Here is a 20,124-nt window from a genome sequence, read left to right as displayed (position 1 = left end):
AAAAATAGATTGTTATACGACAATCTTCAAGTGGAAATGCAAATTATAATGTTAAAGTTTTGTGAAAATAATAAATAGTCAGTATTTTCCATTGATAAAAAGAATAATATATTCTATAATAATATTACAAACAACACAGTCATTGATTGTGTTTGTTTCCTTGGAATGCTCGTAGACTTGTATATTTTGAACCTACATTTATCGAGACGGGATTCCTATATCTTTGCATGGATGTCAGGCCTCATATATGCCGTCAGTACATAGTACAGGTGGCTAGCTAGTGGAAGGCAGAAGTGTGAATGCGGTTGCCCACCTGGCGCAAGCTAGGACTCAAAAGGCAAGGACGGCATTTCGAGTATAAATCAAAAGATAAGTTGGCACAGCATTTTTGCTGTGCCTTTCTTATGTAATAGTAAATTTAGATATAAAGCTGTAAGTCGTATTTGAAAGGCTGGGTGCAAAAAATGAAAAAGATAATTTTTGCTTTATCTACAATACTTATAGTTACTTTTTGTGCATATACAATTAAGTGTCAGGATGTACTTATAAAAATCAATCAGTTAAAAACATATGGTCAGGATATCATAGTTAATAAAATTATATATGATGATGAAAGCAAAGCAAATGAAGAAAAAAATCAGACTGAAAAAATTATAAATATGGAATTGAATAATGTAAGAATAGTTCTTATGAATAGTGATTTTAGTTCGATTTATCACAATAATATAGAAATAAAGAAAAAAGAAAAAATAAATATTAATTATGGAAAAGACTTTCAAAATTCAGAAATTGTAAATGAAGATAAAATAATTTCATGTGGGTCAGAATATTTTAATGGAAGTAGTATAATAAAGATTTCAAATAATAAGAAAAAAATTCATATTAACTCGATAAAAAGAAATGGAAAAATTAACGGTTACAAAGGAGATATATATTTATATAAGACAGAAAATGGAATTGTTGTAGTAAATGAAGTGGGAATTGAAGACTATGTAGCGGCTGTTGTATCAAGTGAATTAAATAACTCATATCCAAATGAAGCATTAAAAGCCCAGGCTGTTTGTGCAAGAACATATATTGCAAAAAGAATTAATAATGAAAAATATAAGGAATATAATGCTTTTGGAGATGATAGTACAGCGTATCAGGTATACAATATAGTTGAGCCTGATAATAAAATAAAAGATGCGGTAGCACAAACAAAAGGCGAAGTAGTTACTTATAATGATAATTTAATAAACACTTATTTCTTTTCTACATCATGTGGGTATACTACAGATTATAAAATTTGGGGAACAAAAAAACAAAAATATCTGGAAAGCGTTCATGTAAAACAAAATTTAGAAGAAGCAGAAACGCAGGCAGATTTTGATACTTATATAAAAAAGAAATCTAAAACGGATTTAGAAAATAAATATCCGTTCTATAGATGGAATGTAAAAATGTCTAAGTCTCATTTAAGATATGTTGTAAATAATTATATAGGATACGATATAGGAAAAATTAGCAAAATAGAAATTAATAATAGAGGTGCAGGAGGTATAGTTTCTAATATTACCGTGTACGGAAAAAATAAGCAGATTAGCATAAGCAACCAAATTAATATAAGAAAAGCACTTAATCCATATGGCTTAGGGATAAAGCTTAATGATGGTGATATAAGGAGTAATATGTCAATGCTTCCTAGTAGTTTTTTTTCAATTGAAAACATTTATAGGAATGGAAAATGGTGGGGGATTAAAATATATGGTGGAGGATTTGGACACGGTTGCGGAATGAGTCAGAATGGTTGCAAAGAACTTGCACTTTCCGGCTATAGTTACGAAGATATAATTGAATTTTTTTATAAAAAAACAGCAATTGCCGTTAGTGGTTAATTGCTGTTTTTTTTGAAATTTCAGGATAAAAATAAACATTTATTTCTGCTCCGATAAATAAAATGTAAATACAAAAGTAAATCCAAAACATCATAATTATAACTGCGGTTAAGCTGCCATACATATATGTCATATTAGAAAAATTATCTACATAAATTGAAAATGCAAATGAAAACAAAATCCATCCAAGAGAACTGAATACAGCTCCAGGTAATATTTTCCTGAATTTAGCTAACTTTAAATTTGCAACCTTGAATATTATTAGAAAGAATAGTGTTAATATTATAAAAACTGCCGAGTAACTTGTTATTGTATATAAAACAGAAACATTTATCAAAGGCGGAACAATTGAAATTGCAAGTTTAAACAGTTTGTTTCCAAATACTAAAAGTACTAATGTGACAACCATGGCAATTACAAAGAAAACAGTATATATCATAGAGATAAATCGTGATATAAAATAGTTCCTTGATGAATGCACATTATAAATATTATATATACCAAACATAACAGATAATACACCTTTTGACGCAGACCATATAGCGACAATAGCTGTAATGGAAATAACAGTACCGGATACATTTGAATACATCTCGTTTATTATTTGAATAATAAGAGGCTTAACGCTATCAGGTAAATAAGAATTTGCAAAATTAACTATGTAGTCTTCAGTGATTGGAGTAAGCCCAATCATATTTAAAATCAACATAGCAAATGGAAAAATTGAAAGCATAATAAAGAAAGAGGCCTGAGCACTATATACACCAACCTTGTCTTTACCAATTGCATTAACAAAATCCATGATAGTGTTGATAAATTTATTTTCTATTTTTTTCATAAATATACCCTTTTCATTTTAAATAGAAGAAAATGATATTACTTCTAATAAATAATTATATTCTTTTTGTATTTAAATAATTCCTTTAGTAATTTAAGGAAAACATATTTATTATAACATTTTTTGTTTAATGAAACAAGAAAGACGAAAACTAATAATGAACAGAGTAACAACAGCAGAATGGTTATTGCTGCAAAATGAGTTAAATAATGCCTAATTAGCGTGTTGACACTAAATTTTATGTGTGTTAGAATTACTAAAGTTAAAGGCAATGATAGTGTAAGTAAAGTTGCAGTATTCTTTAAGAGAGAAAGATTCATCGGCTGAGAGATTTTTTAGGTTACGCTGCAATTTGAATTTCCCACTGGAGCTGCATTTGTAAACGGAATTTTCTTAGTAATGAATGACGTTTATGCGCGTTAAGCATATAGAGAGCTTGATTATTTTAATCAGGAACTAGGGTGGTACCGCGGATATTTCCGTCCCTTAATCAAGGGTACTTTTTTTATGCAAAAAAATATTTTAAACAGTATCCGAAAATAAGTGAAAGGAAAAATAAATAATGAAGGAAAAGTTAAAAGCAATCAGAGAAGAAGCTGTTTCTAAAATCTTAGAATCAGAAAACTTAGATAAGTTAAACGAAATTAGAGTTGCTTATTTAGGTAAAAAAGGTCAGTTAACAGAAGTACTTAAAGGAATGAAGGATGTTGCTCCTGAAGACAGACCTAAGGTTGGACAGATGGTAAATGAAACAAGAGCAGCCATCGAAGAAAAAATGGAAGAAGTTAAAAATAATTTAGCTGCTAAAGCAAGGGAAGCTAAATTAAAAGCAGAGGTAATTGATGTTACACTTCCTGCAAAGAAAAATAAGATTGGTCATTTACATCCAAATACAGTTGCATTAGAAGAATTAGAAAAGATTTTCGTAGGACTTGGATATGAAGTTGTTGAAGGTCCGGAAGTTGAATATGATTACTATAACTTTGAAGCTTTAAATATTCCGGCAAACCATCCGGCTAAAGATGAACAGGATACTTTCTACATAAACAGAAATATGGTTTTAAGAACTCAGACATCATCAGTTCAGGTGCATGTAATGGAAAATGAGAAACCTCCTATCAGAATTATTTCACCGGGAAGAGTTTTCCGTTCAGATGAAGTAGATGCAACACATTCACCATCTTTCCATCAGGTAGAAGGACTTGTAATAGATAAGAATGTTACATTTGCTGACTTAAAAGGAACATTACAGGAATTTGCAAAAGAATTATTTGGAGCAGATACAAAGGTTAAATTCAGACCTCATCATTTCCCATTCACAGAGCCAAGTGCTGAAATGGACGTTACATGCTTTAAATGTGGAGGAAAAGGATGCAGATTCTGTAAAGGTGAAGGATGGATTGAAATTTTAGGATGTGGTATGGTTCATCCTCATGTATTAGAAATGAGTGGAATTGATCCTGAAGAATATACTGGATTTGCTTTCGGCGTTGGTTTGGAAAGAATCGCATTATTAAAATATGAAATCGATGATATGAGATTGTTATATGAAAATGATGATCGTTTCTTATCACAGTTCTAATTTTGTTTATAGAGAAAGGAAGAATTAATCATGAATACACCATTATCTTGGATTAAAGCATATGTTGATGATTTGGATTGTACAGATCAGGAATATATGGATGCAATGACTTTGTCAGGTACAAAGGTAGAAGGATTTGAAAGATTAGATGCTGACCTTGATAAAATTGTTGTAGGTAAAATAGAAAAAATTGAAAAGCATCCTGATGCAGATAAACTTGTTGTCTGTCAGGTTAATGTTGGAAAAGAAACAGTACAGATTGTTACCGGAGCACAGAATGTATTTGAAGGTGCCATCGTACCAGTTGTTCTTGATGGAGGAAGAGTTGCCGGAGGACATGACGGCTCAAAGACTCCGGGTGGTATTAAAATCAAAAAAGGAAAACTTCGTGGAGTTGAAAGTTTTGGTATGATGTGTTCAATAGAAGAATTGGGCTCAACAAATGAAATGTACCCGGAAGCACCTGAAAATGGAATTTATATTTTCCCTGAAGGAACAGAGGTAGGAAGTGATGCAGTAGAAGCATTAGGATTACATGACAGTGTATTTGAATATGAAATTACATCTAACAGAGTTGACTGCTACAGTGTAATTGGTATTGCAAGAGAAGCTGCAGCAACATTTAGAAAACCATTCCATGCACCTGAAACTCATGCAGTTGGAACAGATGGAGATGTTAACGAATATATTAAAGTAGAAGTTAAAGATTCTGATTTATGCTCAAGATATTGTGCAAAAGTAGTTAAAAACGTAAAAATTGGACCATCACCTAAATGGATGCAGAGACGTTTAGCAGCTTGTGGAATCAGACCAATTAACAATCTTGTAGACATTACAAATTATGTTATGGAAGAATTTGGTCAGCCAATGCATGCTTACGATTTAGATACAATTGCAGGTAAACAGATTGTTGTAAGACGTGCAAATGATGGTGAAACATTTACAACACTTGATGGACAGGAAAGAAATCTTGATAGTGAAATGCTTATGATATGTGATGGAGAAAAAGCAATTGGATTAGCAGGAATCATGGGTGGAGAAAATTCAAAAATCACAGATGATGTTAAAGATATGGTATTTGAGGCAGCATGCTTTGATGGAACTAACATCCGTTTATCATCAAAACGTTTAGGCTTAAGAACAGATGCATCAGGAAAATTTGAAAAAGGATTAGACCCTAATAATGCTGAAGCAGCAATCAACAGAGCATGTCAGTTAATAGAAGAACTTGGAGCAGGTGAAGTTGTTGCCGGAATAGTAGATATCTATCCTGAAAAGAAAGAAGAAAATACAGTTAAATTTGAGCCTGAAAAAATTAACAAGTTATTAGGAACAGACTTATCAAAAGAGGAAATGTTAAGTTACTTCCCTGCATTAGAATTAAAATATGATGATAATACACAGTTAATTACAGTTCCTACATTTAGACAGGATTTATACAGAACATGTGATATTGCAGAAGAAATCGCAAGATTTTATGGATATGACAAGATTCCAATGACACTTCCGTCAGGAGAATCAACATCAGGTAAGATTCCACTTAAAGTACAGATTGAAAAAATTGCAAGTTCAGTTGCACGGTTCTGTGGATTCTCTCAGGCAATGACATATTCATTTGAAAGCAAGAAAGTATTTGATAAACTTTTATTACCTGAAGATTCAGAACTTAGAAATACAGTTTCTATAATGAATCCATTAGGTGAAGATTTTAGTGTAATGAGAACTACATCGTTAAATGGAATGCTTACATCACTTGCAACAAACTTCAATAGAAGAAATAAGAATGTTAAGTTATTTGAACTTGGAAATATTTATCTTCCAAAATCAATGCCTGTAACAGAACTTCCAGATGAAAGAATGCAGTTTACACTTGGATTTTATGGAGAAGGTGATTTCTTTACAATGAAAGGTGTTGTAGAAGAATTCTTTTCACAGGTTGGAATGGATAAAAAAGTAACATATGATGCTAAAGCAGGAAAGACATTTTTACATCCGGGACGTCAGGCAAATGTTATTTATAATGATACAGTTGTTGGTTATTTAGGAGAAGTTCATCCTGAAGTATTAGATAACTATAATATTAAAGACAGAGTATATGTTGCAGTAATTGATATGCCATATATCGTTGAAATGGCATCATTTGATACAAAATATAAAGGAATTGCTAAATATCCTGCTGTAACAAGAGATATTAGTATGGTAGTTCCAAAAGAAATACTTGTAGGTCAGATTGAAGAAGTAATAGAGAAATGTGCCGGAAAGAATCTTGAAAACTATCAGTTGTTTGATATTTATGAAGGAAATCAGATTGAAGAAGGATTTAAGTCAGTTGCATATAAGATTGTATTTAGAGCAAGTGACAGAACACTTGAAGAAGCTGATATCACAAAGGCAATGGACAAGATTCTTAAAGGATTACAGGAACTTGGTATTGAATTAAGAGGTTAAAGGACAAAAATGGATCATATAGAACTTTTTAATAAAATGATTGAGTATTATGAAGGCGATCCAAAGAGAATACAGCATTTTACAAAAGTATTTGAATATTGTAGACTCATTGGAACAATGGAAAATATTCCTGAAAAAGAGCAGTTCGCTTTAGAAACAACAGCTTTAGTTCATGATATTGGAATAAAAAAAGCAGAAGAAGTACATGGAAAAGGAAACTGTAGTGGAAAATTACAGGAAAAACTTGGACCTGAAATTGCTGAAAAAATGTTAAATGAATTAGGTTATCCTAAAGATGTCATTGAAAGAGTAAGTTATTTAGTTGCTCATCATCACACATATAATGATATATGTGACAGCGATTACCAGATTTTAGTTGAAGCAGATTTTTTAGTTAATATGTATGAAGACGGATTTCCGTCTCAGAATGTAAAGGCTGCTTATGAAGCTGTATTTAAGACAGAATCAGGCAAGCGTATATGCAGAACGATGTTTGGAATTAAATAATTTTAATTCATGCATTATTTGCAAAGTTCCAATAAAGAAAGGAACATTGTCTGTGCGGATGTATGTGAGCAAAGTTTTTCATATATCTGTAGGATTAAATTAAACAGGGAAGGTTGGAATAAAATTTCAACCTTTCCTTTGTTGTTATAGTAGGAAACAAAATGAACGAAGTTCATTTTTTATAAATGTTTCCGACGAATAGCCGCTGACCGAAGGGCAGGGGCATTACATATTGCACAGGAGAATAAAATGAAATTTGTAATACAAAGAGTAAATCATGCATCAGTTAAGGTTGATGGAAATGTAGTAGGTAAAATTGATAAAGGATATATGGTACTTATAGGTATATCTGAAAATGATACAAAGGAAATAGCTGATAAAATGATTAAGAAAATGATTGGCTTAAGAATTTTTGAAGATGAAAATGGAAAAACAAATATTAGTTTAAAAGATGTATCAGGTGAACTTTTACTTATTTCACAATTTACTTTGTATGCAGATTGTAAAAAAGGAAACAGACCTTCTTTTATCAATGCGGGAAAACCAGATATGGCAAATGAAATGTATGAATACATTATAGAACAATGCAAAAAAGAAATAAGCGTTGTTGAAAAAGGAATATTTGGCGCAGATATGAAAGTTAGTCTGGAAAATGATGGACCATTCACAATTGTTTTAGATAGTAAGGAAATTATAAAATAATGGAAAAAACAATGAATTTACATGATTTTTATTATGATTTACCACAGGAACTGATAGCTCAGGACCCACTTGAGGACAGAAGTAGTTCAAGACTTATGGTATTAAACAAAAACACAGGAAAAATACAACATCATATATTTAAAGATATTGTTAAATATTTGCATAAAGGAGATTGTCTTGTAATTAATAATACAAAAGTTATTCCTGCCAGACTTTTTGGAAGTAAAGTCGGAACAGATGCGAAGATTGAAGTATTATTATTAAAAAGAAAAGAAAATGATGTTTGGGAAACATTAGTTAAACCGGGTAAAAAATGCAAAGTTGGAACTGAAATTTCATTTGGTGAAGGACTTTTAGTTGGAAAGGTTATTGATGTTGTTGAAGAAGGTAACAGATTAATACAATTTAAATATGAAGGCATATTTGAAGAAATACTTGATAAGTTAGGACAGATGCCGCTTCCACCATATATTACACATCAGTTAAAAGATAAAAACAGATATCAGACAGTATATGCAAAGTATGAAGGTAGTGCCGCAGCGCCTACAGCAGGTCTTCATTTTACAAAAGAATTGTTAAATGAAATCAAAGAAAAGGGTGTTGAAATTGCAAATGTAACTCTTCATGTCGGACTAGGTACATTTAGACCTGTAAAAGTAGAAAATGTATTAGAACATCATATGCATTCCGAATTTTATGATGTAGAGGAAGAAGAGGCTAAAAAGATTAATGAATGCCGTAAAAATGGTGGACGAGTTATTGCTGTAGGGACAACAAGCTGTAGAACACTAGAATCTGTTACAGGTGAAGATGGCATTGTTAAGGCAGGAAATGGCTGGACAGAGATATTTATTTATCCGGGCTATAAATTTAAGGCAATTGACTGTCTTATAACTAATTTTCATCTTCCTGAATCAACACTTTTAATGCTTGTATCAGCACTTGCAGGAAGAGAAAATATTATGGCAGCTTATGAAGAAGCAGTAAAAGAAAAATATAGATTTTTCTCATTTGGAGATGCTATGTTTATAACAGATAATGAAACAGAAGAATAGACACATAAACTTATATGAGGATTAGTAATGACAGATGTTTATATAGTACAGAAATTAGAAAATAATAAAGATATTATTGTAAATGTGCCGGGTTCAAAAAGCATAACTAACAGAGCATTAATGTTAGCTGCATTGTCTGATGGAGAGTGTAACTTAGATGGGGTACTTTTTAGTGATGATTCCAGAGCATTTTTAGATTGCCTTGAAAAATTGGGATTTCAATTATTTATAGACGAAAATGAAAAAAGAGTAAAGGTTGTTGGAACATCAGGGGAAATACCAAATAGAAAAGCAACAATAGATGTAAGAAGCGCTGGAACTGCAGCCAGATTCCTAACGGTTATGCTTGCAGTTACAGGAGGAGAATATACTCTTAATTCTTCAGAACAAATGAAAAAAAGACCGATGGGTGAAATTATTGATTTGCTAAGAAATGCAGGAGTTAAGATTAGTTGTTTAGAAGAAGAAGGTCATTTTCCATTTATTATTTCTTCAAATGGTTTAGACAAGAAAGAAGTTTCGATTAACACAGATACAAGTAGTCAGTATGCAAGTGCATTATTAATGGCTGCTGTTATGACAGGTTTGAAAATAAAACTAACAGGAAAACGTGTTAACGGTGCATATATAAAAATTACCTTAAATATGCTTAAGCAATTTGGAATTAAATATGTTCAATTTGAAGAAAATAAATATAATATAGAAAAACAAAGGTTCAGATTAGAAAAATATCAGATAGAACCTGATATGTCAGGAGCATGTTATTTCTATGCAATGTCATTAATGATTAAGAAAAAAGTTTTGGTAAAAAATCTGCATTTAAATTCAATGCAGGGAGATATTAAATTTTTATATGCTTTGAAAAAAATGGGATGCCTTGTAAAAGATACTGATGAAGGGATTATAATTGATGGTTCAAATGTATCTGAATACAAAGGAATAGAAATTGATATGAATGATTTTTCTGATCAGGCATTGACAATGGCGTGTGTAGCTGCATTTGCAAAAAGTAAAACATTAATAAAAAATGTAGGACATATAAAAATGCAGGAGTGTGATAGAGTAAATGCCATAATAACTAATCTTAATTGTTTAGGAATAAAAGCAAGAGAAGAATTAGCGGATGGTAAAGTTAATATTTGCATTGAACCGGGAAAAGTCAACAGTGGAGAGATAGAAACATTTAATGACCACAGAGTTGCTATGTCATTTACACTTATTGGGTTAGTTTGCGGAGGCATAACTATAAAAAATCCGATGTGCTGTAAAAAAACATTTGAAAATTACTTTGATATAATTGATTCGTTGTATTAAATAAAAAAGTGTAACAGTTATTTTTGTTAATTGTTACACTTTTTTGTTATATTTATTGTCTCTTTACTATGTCATATTTATGTCTTTCAAGCATTTCTACAGCTCTATCAGCTGAATCCTGGTCATAGAAAGAAATTTTAAGAACACCATCTTCAAATTCCCTATTATGAACAATTCCGATATTTTTAATGCTGACGCCACTTGTTGCAAGGATAGTTGCAATAGTAGCAATTGCACCTGATTCATCGATAATATTACAGTAAATTCTGTAACTTCTAGGTATGATAGAATTGTTATGTTCTTCAATGTTATCTCTGTAATCACGGCTTTCAGTAATAAGAGCATTGATGTCTGAGCCACGTTTGTTATCAAGGCTTGATTTAATATCTTTTAAATCATGAATATATTTGTCAAGCATAATGCTGATGTTTTTGGTGTTAGTCATACAAATCTGTTCCCACATTTCAGGTGAAGAACTGGCGATTCTTGTTATGTCTTTAAATCCTCCGGCAGCTAAAGTTTTCATATACTCTTCCTTTGAGTCGTTATGTTTTACTAAGTTAACAAGACTGGCTGCAATCAGATGAGGAAGATGACTAATTGCTGCAACAACTTTATCATGCTCTTCATAAGATATACGAATTGGAATTGCTCCAATCATTTTAACAATTTTAGTTAATTCATCTACATATTTTTGCTCAACTTTATTTGTAGGAGTAAGAGGGTAGTATGCATTTTCAACAAGTCGGTCATTAGCATTTTCATATCCTGTTTTCTCAGAACCGGCCATAGGATGTCCGCCGATAAAATGTTCTTCAAGACCAAGGGCATTTACAGCCTGATGAATATTTGTTTTTACACTACCAACATCTGTTATAATACAGTTATCATTTATAATTTTTTTTAAAATACTTAGGTATTCAACATTTTTTTCAACAGGAGTGCATAAGAAAATATAATCACATTGTGAAAATGTTGAATCAACCTTATCAGTTGCAATATTTGCAGTACCATCATTTAAAGCTAATGTTCTGGATGATTCACGTCTGTTATATACAATAATTGTTGATTCAGGTAAAACACGTCGAATAGCTTTTGCAATAGAACCACCAATTAATCCGATTCCAATAAATCCAAATGTTAGTTTTCTCATTTTTTAAGTCCTTTCTTCCCGTAAATTAATCTTCTAACTTTAACGCTTTAAAGTTTAGCACTTTAAAGCAAGATATTCAATATAAAATTTAAACTTTATGTATTAAATAAAAAATTATAAGAATTATTCAAGGCATTATAACCCATTTTATAGGAAAAAACAAATTTTTATTGTAACGTTTTTTAACATAGAGGAATGTTGTAAATCATATAATAATTTTGTAAAATAGATTGTATGATAGTGAACGGATTAATTAAATATTAAAAATGGTGAACGAAATTATTTTTTATAAATGTTTCAAGAAATAAGCCACCAACCACTGGAAGGGGCAATACATAATAATATTAGGAGGGTACAGCTATGAATGTGTATAAAACATCTCAGGTTAGAAATGTAGTTTTTTTAGGACACGGAGGCGCAGGTAAAACTACATTAGCAGAAGCAATGGCGTACGCAACAGGAGTGATAACCAGAATGGGCAGTGTCGATAATGGAAACACTATAAGCGATTATGACTCAGAAGAAATTAAGCGTAAGTTTTCTATTAATGCGGCAGTTATTCCAATAGAATGGAACGGATTAAAGATTAATATACTGGATGCTCCGGGTTATTTTGATTTTGTCGGACAGACAGAGGATGCCATGAGTGTGGCAGATGCAGCTGTAATAGTAGTAAATGGCAAAGCAGGATTAGAAGTAGGAACGATAAAGGCATGGGAAATATGTGAACGAAGAAAAATTCCAAGAATATTTTTTATTACAGGAATGGATGATCCTAATGCTAAATATATGGAAACCGTAAAGCAATTAAAGGAAACATTTGGTAAACAGATTGCTCCGTTTCATTTGCCAATAATTGAAGATGGCATTTTAACAGGATATGTAAATGTTGTTAAAATGGGTGGACGAAAATTTGTAGGTGATAATGGCGAATATGTGGAAAGAGATATACCGGATAATCTTGAAAGTGATTTGATTCCATGTAGAGAACAGCTTATGGAGGCTGTGGCGGAGTCAGACGAAGAACTTATGGATAAATATTTTAGTGGGGAAGAATTTTCAAATGAAGAAATATCAAAAGCACTTAGAAAAAGTGTAATAAGTTGTGATATAGTTCCTGTACAAATAGGAGCAGGTATTAACTGTAAAGGTGTAAATATGCTTTTACAGACATGCGAAAAATATTTTCCATCACCTGATAAGGCAGAGGTATTTAAGAAAGGAAAAAATCAGGATACAGGTGAGGATGTAATAGCTGATTTTGATGAAACTAAACCTGTAACGGCATATGTATTTAAAACAATAATGGATCCGTTTGTCGGTAAATATTCATTAGTAAAGGTAAGAACAGGTATACTTAAGGCATCAACTACAGTTTATAATCCGTCAAAAGGAATCGAGGAAAAATTAGGAAAACTTTATACTATATGTGGCAAAAATATTTCTGAAATAACCGAATTACACGCAGGAGATATAGGAGCGGTAGGCAAGCTTACAAGCACCAGAACAGGCGATACTTTAGCAACAAAGGAATGGCCGGTAGTTTATCACCCGACTACAATGTCTAAACCATATACATATAAACGATATAAGGCAGTAAAGAAAGGTGAAGAAGATAAATTAGCACAGGCATTGGTTAAGTTGTGTATAGAAGATTTGACACTTAAGACAGTAAGTGACGAAGAAAACAGACAACTTTTACTTTATGGTATAGGAGATCAGCAGTTAGATGTTGTAGCAAGTAAATTAAAGGAAAAATATAAAGTAGAAATTGAATTGTTAAAACCAAAATTTGCATTTAGAGAAACAATTAAAAAGAAAGTTCAGGCTCAGGGCAAACATAAAAAACAGTCAGGCGGACATGGACAGTATGGCGATGTAGTAATTGAATTTGAGCCATCAGGAGATTTATCAAAACCATATGTATTTGAAGAAAAGATATTTGGTGGTTCAGTTCCTAAAAATTATTTTCCTGCGGTCGAAAAAGGAATACAGGAAAGCGTTTTAAAGGGACCTCTTGCAGGATATCCTGTTGTTGGAATTAAGGCAACATTAATTGATGGTTCGTATCATCCTGTAGATTCGTCAGAAGTTGCATTTAAAACAGCAACCATGATTGCATTTAAGAAAGGATTTATGGAAGCGATGCCTGTATTACTACAGCCAATGGCATTACTTACAGTTACAATACCTGATAAATTTACAGGAGATGTAATGGGAGATTTAAATAAGAGACATGGAAGAGTTGTTGGAATGACTCCTGATAAAAATAATATTCAAATTATAGAAGCAGAAATTCCTATGTCTGATTTGTATGGATATTCAACAAGCCTTAGAGCAATAACAGGTGGACTTGGTGAATTTGAATACGTATTGTCCAGATACGAGCAGGCACCGGTTGATGTACAGGAAAAAGAAGTGCGTGAAAGAAGTGAGGCTAATAATAAATAATTTTGCATGATTCTTGTGTAAAGTATTATGTTTGAAATTATAAAAACTAAATGATATGTTAAATGTAAGTGACTATAGGGTTATTTGCTTAAGCAAATAATCCTATAGTTTAATATTGTGGTAGGATTGTGAGAGCGCGTAGCACAGAACAATCCGTAGGCATCAAAAACTCAATATTATATTGTAAAAGAAAATAAAGTGAACACGACTCATTTAGTTTAACGTTTCTAACGATTAGTTGTTAAATAAAGAAAAATAAATTATAAAGGAGAGAATGAGATGGATATTAAAGAAATATTATCAAAAGTTGATCATACGTTATTAAGACCGGAGGCGACATGGAATCAGATAAAAAATATATGTGATGAGGGCATTAAATACAATACAGCTTCAGTATGCATACCTCCTAGCTTTGTAAAACAGGCTGCAGAATATGTTGATGGAAAAATTGCAATATGTACGGTAATTGGTTTCCCAAATGGATATAATACTACAGAAGTAAAATGCTATGAAGCACAAAGTGCCGTTAAAGATGGTGCTAGTGAAATTGATATGGTTATAAATATCGGATGGGTAAAAGAGGAAAAATGGGGAGAAATATTTAATGAGATTAACAAAGTAAAAGATTCATGTAATGGAAAATTACTTAAAGTTATTATTGAAACCTGTCTTTTAACAGATAAAGAAATAGAAAAAATGTCAGAAATAGTTTCGCTTTCAAAAGCAGATTATATAAAGACATCAACAGGATTTTCCACAGAAGGGGCAACTTTCCATTCGGTAAAATTATTTGCTGACAATGTATTCAACAATACTAAAATTAAAGCCGCAGGTGGAATCAGTAGCTTAGAAGATGCAGAAAAATTTATTGAATTAGGAGCAGACAGACTTGGGACAAGCAGAATTGTAAAAATAGCTAAAGAAAAAGAAGAAAATCAGTAGGGAATATCATATATCAGGGCTTATGAGCGACGTCTATATTCTATTGCAAAAATAACCATTTGTTGTATAATATAACAGTATGCGTGAAATTATGGGAAGGAATGATTTTGTGAGTAGAAAAGATAATTCAAAAGCTAAAAATTTAAAAAATATAATTACAACATTAATAGAGGTTATTATTGTTGCAGCTATTATTTTTGGCGGCCTGATGTATGTTCAGCATAGATTACAGTCAAGAGGAACTGCAAGTACACAAGGAAAAGGAATTGACAGTAAAGAAGAAACACAGGATGAAGAGCAGAATAGTGGGACAGGTAAATATAATCTTGTGGTCAATATAAAAAAGAATGCTCTCATTGTATACGAGACAGACAAGGATAATAATGAGGTTCCTACCTATGTCTTTCAGTGTTCCGTTGGAGATGGAATAAATGAAGGCAAGGGTAAGGTTCAGAAAAAATACACTTGGCTTGATATTAATAAATCATGGCATAAATATAACTCACAGATTTCTGAAAACAGTTGGATTCAGTCAGTTAATTATAGTGAAAAATATAGTTGGACTTTAAATAAAAAATCATATAACAGTTTAGGAGAAAAGCAAAAAGCAGGTTCATGTATTTTGCTTACTGCAAGAGATGCAAAATGGATATATGATAACTGTGGAACAGGAACTAAAGTTAAAATTGTAAAAGGTTCAAAGAAGGATGTATTACCTATGGAACCGCTTGCAAAGACTGAAACATATAAAAAATGTGGGTGGGATCCTACTGACACTGATGAAGCTAATCCTTATTTAAAGCTTGCTAACAGTACAATTGCTGTTGGTGATAAGGTTGTATATGTTGAAAAAGGTACAGATGTAAAATACCTTGAAAATATAATTGCAATTAATGCTAACGGACAGGATGTTACATCGAAATTAAAATACAATAAAATAGATTCAGGCACGCTTGGAAAAAATAAAGTTAAATTTACATATAAAAATAAAGCCGGAGAAAAATTTTCTCAGACAGTTGTATTTAAAGTAATTGATACGACCTGTCCTAAGGTAACATTATCAACATATAAATTTAAATATGAAGTTAAGAGTGCAAGCATAAAAGATTATCAGAAAGATAAAGTAAAAAAAGCAATAGAAGATTTAGTTAAGTCAAAAGCAAGTTGTGATGAAAGTGGAGTTACAATTAAAGCAGTGGCTTTTCCTAAAGATCAATTAGAAATTGGAGATAATTCCGTTAAAGTAATTGCTACTGATGAATCAGGTAATATTGGAAACTGTGAAGCAACAGTTGAATTAGTTATTAAGGAAACTAAATTAAATAAGAAACCAAAAGTACCTGAATCGACTAAGCATAAAAAAGAAGAAACTATTACAAAGAAGAGTAAAGAAGAAACAACGACAAAGAAAAAGTCTGAGGAAACAACAACACAGAATTCTAAGGAAACTACTTCTCAGACAAGTGAAATGCAAACAACAGCAAATTTAGCTGAGTAAATAATAAAATGATTATAAATTATAATCTATAATCTAGGAGGAAAAATAATTATGTCTACAGCTTATAATCATAAGACAGTTGAAAAAAAATGGCAGAAATATTGGCAGGAAAATGAGACATTTAAAACGGATGTCTGGGATTTTAGCAAGCCAAAATATTATGCTCTTGATATGTTCCCATACCCATCAGGTGTAGGACTTCATGCAGGACATCCGGAAGGCTATACAGCTACAGATATTATGTCACGTATGAAAAGAATGCAGGGATACAATGTACTTCATCCAATGGGATATGACTCATTTGGACTTCCTGCAGAACAGTATGCGGTAACTACAGGTAATCATCCTGCAGAATTTACACAGAAGAATATTGCAACATTCTCAAAACAGTTAAGAGAGTTAGGATTTGATTATGATTGGTCTAAGATGATTGCAACATCTGATCCTAAGTTTTATAAATGGACACAGTGGATATTTAAAAAATTATATGAAGCAGGATATGCAAAACATATTGATATGCCTGTAAACTGGTGTGAAGAATTAGGAACAGTTCTTTCAAATGACGAAGTAATTGATGGAAAATCAGAACGAGGAGGCTATCCGGTTGTTAGAAAGAATATGAAACAGTGGGTAATCGACCAGCCTGCATTTGCAGAAAAACTTTTGGAAGGCTTAGAAGAAATTGACTGGCCTGAATCAACAAAAGATATGCAGAGAAACTGGATTGGAAAGAGCACAGGTGTAGAAGTAGAATTTGAAATCGTAGACGGAGGAAAATTCTCTATCTTTACAACATGTATTGAAACAATATATGGAATTACATTTATGGTATTAGCACCGGACGGTGAAATTGTTAAGAGCCTTATGGACAGAGTAGAAAATAAGGAAGAAGTCGAGGCATATATTGCTGAAACAGCTAAGAAGAATGATTTTGACCGTACAGAATTAAATAAAACAAAATCAGGTTGCAGACTTGAAGGCATTTATTGTATCAATCCTGTAAATGGTAAGAAAGTGCCTTTATTTATTGGTGATTTCGTACTTGCAAGTTATGGTACAGGAGCTGTTATGGCAGTTCCAAGTCATGACCAGAGAGACTTTGAATATGCGATAGCACATAACATCGATATGATTCAGGTAATTGAAGGCGCAGATGTATCTGAGCATGCATTTGAAAAACAGGATTATCTTGGAAAAGGTTGCAAGCTTATTAATTCTGAAGAATTTACAGGCCTTACAGTTGAAGAAGCAAAAGTTGCAATTACAAAGAAATTAGTAGACATGGGAGTTGCAAAGGAAACAGTAAATTATCACTTCCGTGAATGGATTTTTGCAAGACAAAGATACTGGGGAGAACCTGTTCCTTGTGTATATAAAGAAGATGGAGAAATTTATTTCCTTCCTGACGAAGAACTTCCATTAATTCTTCCGCCATTGGATGATTATAAAGGAAAGAATGGTAAAGCTCCTCTTGAAAATGCTGTTGAATGGAAGCAGTATGATAAAAATGGAATTAAGGGTGTGCGTGAAACAGCAACAATGCCCGGTTCAGCAGGATCTTCATGGTATTATATGAGATATATTGACCCTGATAATGATAAAGAATTTGCAAATCAGGAATTGTTAAAACACTGGATGCCTGTAGATTTATATGTAGGTGGTCCTGAACATGCTGTAGGTCATTTGATGTATTCACGTATTTGGAACAGATTTTTATATGACCAGGGTCTTTCACCTGTAAAAGAACCGTTTAAGAAGTTAGTTCATCAGGGAATGATTCTTGGTGAAAATGGTATTAAGATGGGTAAAAGATTCCCTGAATTTGTTGTAAATCCAAGCGATATTGTAGAGGAATATGGTGCTGACACATTAAGATTATATGAAATGTTCATGGGACCGATTGAAGTTTCAAAACCATGGAATTCTGATGCAGTACAGGGAGCTTATCGTTTCATTAAGAGAGTATGGGCATTCTTTACAGATGAAGAGAAAATCGTAGATGAAAACGATAATACATTAACAAAGATTTATCATCAGACAGTTAAGAAAGTAACAAATGACTTTGAAGAGTTAGGATATAATACAGCTATTGCTCAGATGATGACATTTGTTAATGAAGTATACAAAGCAGGAAAATGTCCAAAAGAATATGCAGAAAACTTTATTAAAATGTTTTCATGTATATGTCCACATGTAGGTGAAGAAATCTGGCAGATTTTAGGTCACAATGATACAATTGCATTTGAAAAATGGCCTGAATATGATGAGAGCAAGATGGTAGAAGATACAATTAAAGTTCCTGTACAGATAAATGGTAAAACAAAAGCAGTCGTAGAACTTCCGGCTGATGTTTCAAAAGATGATGCTATTTTAGCAGGAAAAGAAGCAATAGCAGACAAGCTTACAGGAAACGTTGTAAAAGAAATTTATGTTCCGGGACGAATCATTAACATAGTAATGAAATAATTGGGACAAAAAACACAATAAAATAATTTCTTGAAATAAAATAGAATTTATATTTCGGGAAATATAAAATGACGCAGGTAATGTTATCTGCGTCATTTTTATCTTGGGATTCTGCTAATCAGTTTGTATCCATTTTCCTTTAGCCATTTTCTTTGAACTCTGTAATTTGGTAATACATTTTCAACAATAGACCAAAAACGGGGAGAATGGTTCATTTCAATTCTATGACTTAGTTCATGAATAACAACATAATCAATTATGTCTTTAGAAGTAAGCATAAGTAGAGCATTAAAATTAAGATTGCCTTTGTTGCTGCAACTTCCCCATCTCGTTTTCTGTGTTCTAATTGAAATACGGTTATAGGAAACACCCATTATTTTTGCAAAATAAGAAACACGTGTTGGAATATAATCGGAAGCAGTAGATATTAAATTGTTTATTTCATCTTTTGTCAAATAATTATTTTCTAAATCAGCCTGATTGTTTTTTATTTTGCTTAAATGGGAATTAATCCAATCCTGTTTACTGTTAACAAATTTTAATACATCATCATTTCTCATGAAAAACGGAACTCTTACAATAAGCGTTCCGTCATGTTTTATTTCTAAACACATAGTTTTTCTTTTACTTTTAATTATTTTAATAGGATATTCGCTCATCTTTAAGGTACCTTTCATATCGTCAAAAGCATAGATAGTGTATGTAAATAATTTGAATTACATGCAAGTTATAGTATTTAAAACATCCATATTTAATTTAATTTACACGCAGATTACAGTATTCAAACTGTCCATATCTAATACATTTTTTACACAATCTAATACAATTTATACATAATCTAATAAATATATATATGTAATAAATATACTTATTAAAATGAGTAAAATCAAGAAGCTATCTTGCAATTTAAAATTCTATCAAATTATCAGGAAAAATCAGCTTTTCTTATTTTTACTCATTAGTTTTGTAAGGCGTTTAACCATTTCAATTCTTTGTTGTTCTTTTGGTGTCATTTTTTGCTTTAAAACATTAAGAATTGCATCAGTTTCTTCATTTGTAAAAGAGGCACCTTGCTTTGTCGCTTCATTAGATGCTTTTATGAAATAAGGAATCATTTGCTTTGCATCCATTTCACCTGTGTTCTCAACAATGTCTGTAAGAATCTTTAATTTTTCATTAGAAATACCTGATAAAACAGGATCATTCATCCATTCGTTATTGCTCATATAAAATCTCCATTCTGCTACAATAAATGCAGCACATAATAATTTTTAATCTGCATTACTATACG

The 20,124-nt window shown here is 31.8% G+C and carries 15 protein-coding genes, 1 other RNA gene and 1 other annotated feature; of the genes, 12 read left to right on the top strand and 4 right to left on the bottom strand.

What is annotated here, in order from left to right; all coding sequences use genetic code 11:
- The first annotated feature begins 154 nt into the window (after positions 1-154).
- Positions 155-362, top strand: a non-coding RNA gene (gene ssrS / locus DWX29_RS03155) — 6S RNA.
- Between the two features lie 102 nt (positions 363-464).
- Complete coding sequence (locus tag DWX29_RS03150; protein WP_118565153.1) at positions 465-1,877, top strand: SpoIID/LytB domain-containing protein; 1,413 nt, start codon at positions 465-467, stop codon at positions 1,875-1,877.
- Here DWX29_RS03150 and DWX29_RS03145 read toward each other — a convergent pair.
- Positions 1,867-2,715, bottom strand: coding sequence for a YihY/virulence factor BrkB family protein (locus DWX29_RS03145; RefSeq protein ID WP_118565152.1), 849 nt, complete (start codon positions 2,713-2,715; stop codon positions 1,867-1,869). The genes DWX29_RS03150 and DWX29_RS03145 overlap by 11 nt on opposite strands.
- Positions 2,716-2,977: 262 nt before the next feature.
- Positions 2,978-3,205 (top strand) — a binding site (T-box leader).
- 72 nt (positions 3,206-3,277) lie between these two features.
- On the opposite strand from DWX29_RS03145, the gene pheS reads away from it, so the two are divergent.
- From pheS to aroA, 6 genes are all read left to right on the top strand, one after another.
- Positions 3,278-4,297, top strand: a complete 1,020-nt coding sequence (gene pheS / locus DWX29_RS03140) for a phenylalanine--tRNA ligase subunit alpha (protein WP_022089079.1) — start codon at positions 3,278-3,280, stop codon at positions 4,295-4,297.
- Positions 4,298-4,327: 30 nt separating this feature from the next.
- Positions 4,328-6,745 (top strand): phenylalanine--tRNA ligase subunit beta, encoded by a 2,418-nt coding sequence (gene pheT, locus DWX29_RS03135; RefSeq protein ID WP_118565151.1) that lies wholly within the window; start codon positions 4,328-4,330, stop codon positions 6,743-6,745.
- A gap of 9 nt (positions 6,746-6,754) precedes the next feature.
- Positions 6,755-7,252, top strand: coding sequence for an HD domain-containing protein (locus tag DWX29_RS03130; protein ID WP_118565150.1), 498 nt, complete (start codon positions 6,755-6,757; stop codon positions 7,250-7,252).
- Positions 7,253-7,501: 249 nt separating this feature from the next.
- The gene (gene dtd, locus DWX29_RS03125; protein WP_022089082.1) at positions 7,502-7,954 is read left to right on the top strand and encodes a D-aminoacyl-tRNA deacylase; all 453 of its coding nucleotides are present in this window, start codon (positions 7,502-7,504) and stop codon (positions 7,952-7,954) included.
- Positions 7,955-7,965: 11 nt separating this feature from the next.
- Entirely contained in the window at positions 7,966-9,009 is a 1,044-nt protein-coding gene (gene queA, locus DWX29_RS03120; RefSeq protein ID WP_117910201.1) for a tRNA preQ1(34) S-adenosylmethionine ribosyltransferase-isomerase QueA, read from the top strand.
- Between the two features lie 27 nt (positions 9,010-9,036).
- A complete protein-coding gene (gene aroA, locus DWX29_RS03115) occupies positions 9,037-10,323 on the top strand; it encodes a 3-phosphoshikimate 1-carboxyvinyltransferase (protein WP_117910165.1) in 1,287 nt (428 codons plus the stop codon).
- A gap of 52 nt (positions 10,324-10,375) precedes the next feature.
- Here the strand turns inward: aroA and DWX29_RS03110 are convergent, their stop codons facing one another.
- Complete coding sequence (locus DWX29_RS03110) at positions 10,376-11,476, bottom strand: prephenate dehydrogenase (RefSeq protein WP_022089085.1); 1,101 nt, start codon at positions 11,474-11,476, stop codon at positions 10,376-10,378.
- 360 nt (positions 11,477-11,836) lie between these two features.
- Between DWX29_RS03110 and DWX29_RS03105 the strand changes: the two genes are divergently transcribed.
- The 4 genes from DWX29_RS03105 (at position 11,837) to leuS (ending at position 18,833) form a co-directional block, all read left to right on the top strand.
- Positions 11,837-13,927: an elongation factor G gene (locus DWX29_RS03105; RefSeq protein ID WP_118565149.1), complete on the top strand. Its 2,091-nt coding sequence runs from the start codon at positions 11,837-11,839 to the stop codon at positions 13,925-13,927.
- A gap of 279 nt (positions 13,928-14,206) precedes the next feature.
- Positions 14,207-14,869, top strand: a complete 663-nt coding sequence (gene deoC / locus DWX29_RS03100; protein ID WP_022089087.1) for a deoxyribose-phosphate aldolase — start codon at positions 14,207-14,209, stop codon at positions 14,867-14,869.
- 109 nt (positions 14,870-14,978) lie between these two features.
- On the top strand, positions 14,979-16,367 hold the full coding sequence (locus DWX29_RS03095) for a L,D-transpeptidase (protein ID WP_117910167.1): 1,389 nt from the start codon (positions 14,979-14,981) through the stop codon (positions 16,365-16,367).
- 51 nt (positions 16,368-16,418) lie between these two features.
- Entirely contained in the window at positions 16,419-18,833 is a 2,415-nt protein-coding gene (gene leuS, locus DWX29_RS03090; protein ID WP_022089089.1) for a leucine--tRNA ligase, read from the top strand.
- Positions 18,834-18,931: 98 nt separating this feature from the next.
- On the opposite strand, the gene DWX29_RS03085 is transcribed toward leuS, so the two are convergent.
- Entirely contained in the window at positions 18,932-19,447 is a 516-nt protein-coding gene (locus DWX29_RS03085; protein ID WP_243003056.1) for a SprT family zinc-dependent metalloprotease, read from the bottom strand.
- 321 nt (positions 19,448-19,768) lie between these two features.
- Positions 19,769-20,059 (bottom strand): hypothetical protein, encoded by a 291-nt coding sequence (locus DWX29_RS03080; RefSeq protein ID WP_022089091.1) that lies wholly within the window; start codon positions 20,057-20,059, stop codon positions 19,769-19,771.
- Between the last annotated feature and the right edge of the window lie 65 nt (positions 20,060-20,124).

It is taken from the genome of Eubacterium sp. AF19-12LB (assembly GCF_003479125.1).
Taxonomy (GTDB): Bacteria; Bacillota; Clostridia; order Lachnospirales; family Lachnospiraceae; genus Eubacterium_U; species Eubacterium_U album.
The sequence above is the reverse complement of the archived record's forward strand: the minus strand, read 5'-3'. Positions and strand labels throughout refer to the sequence as shown.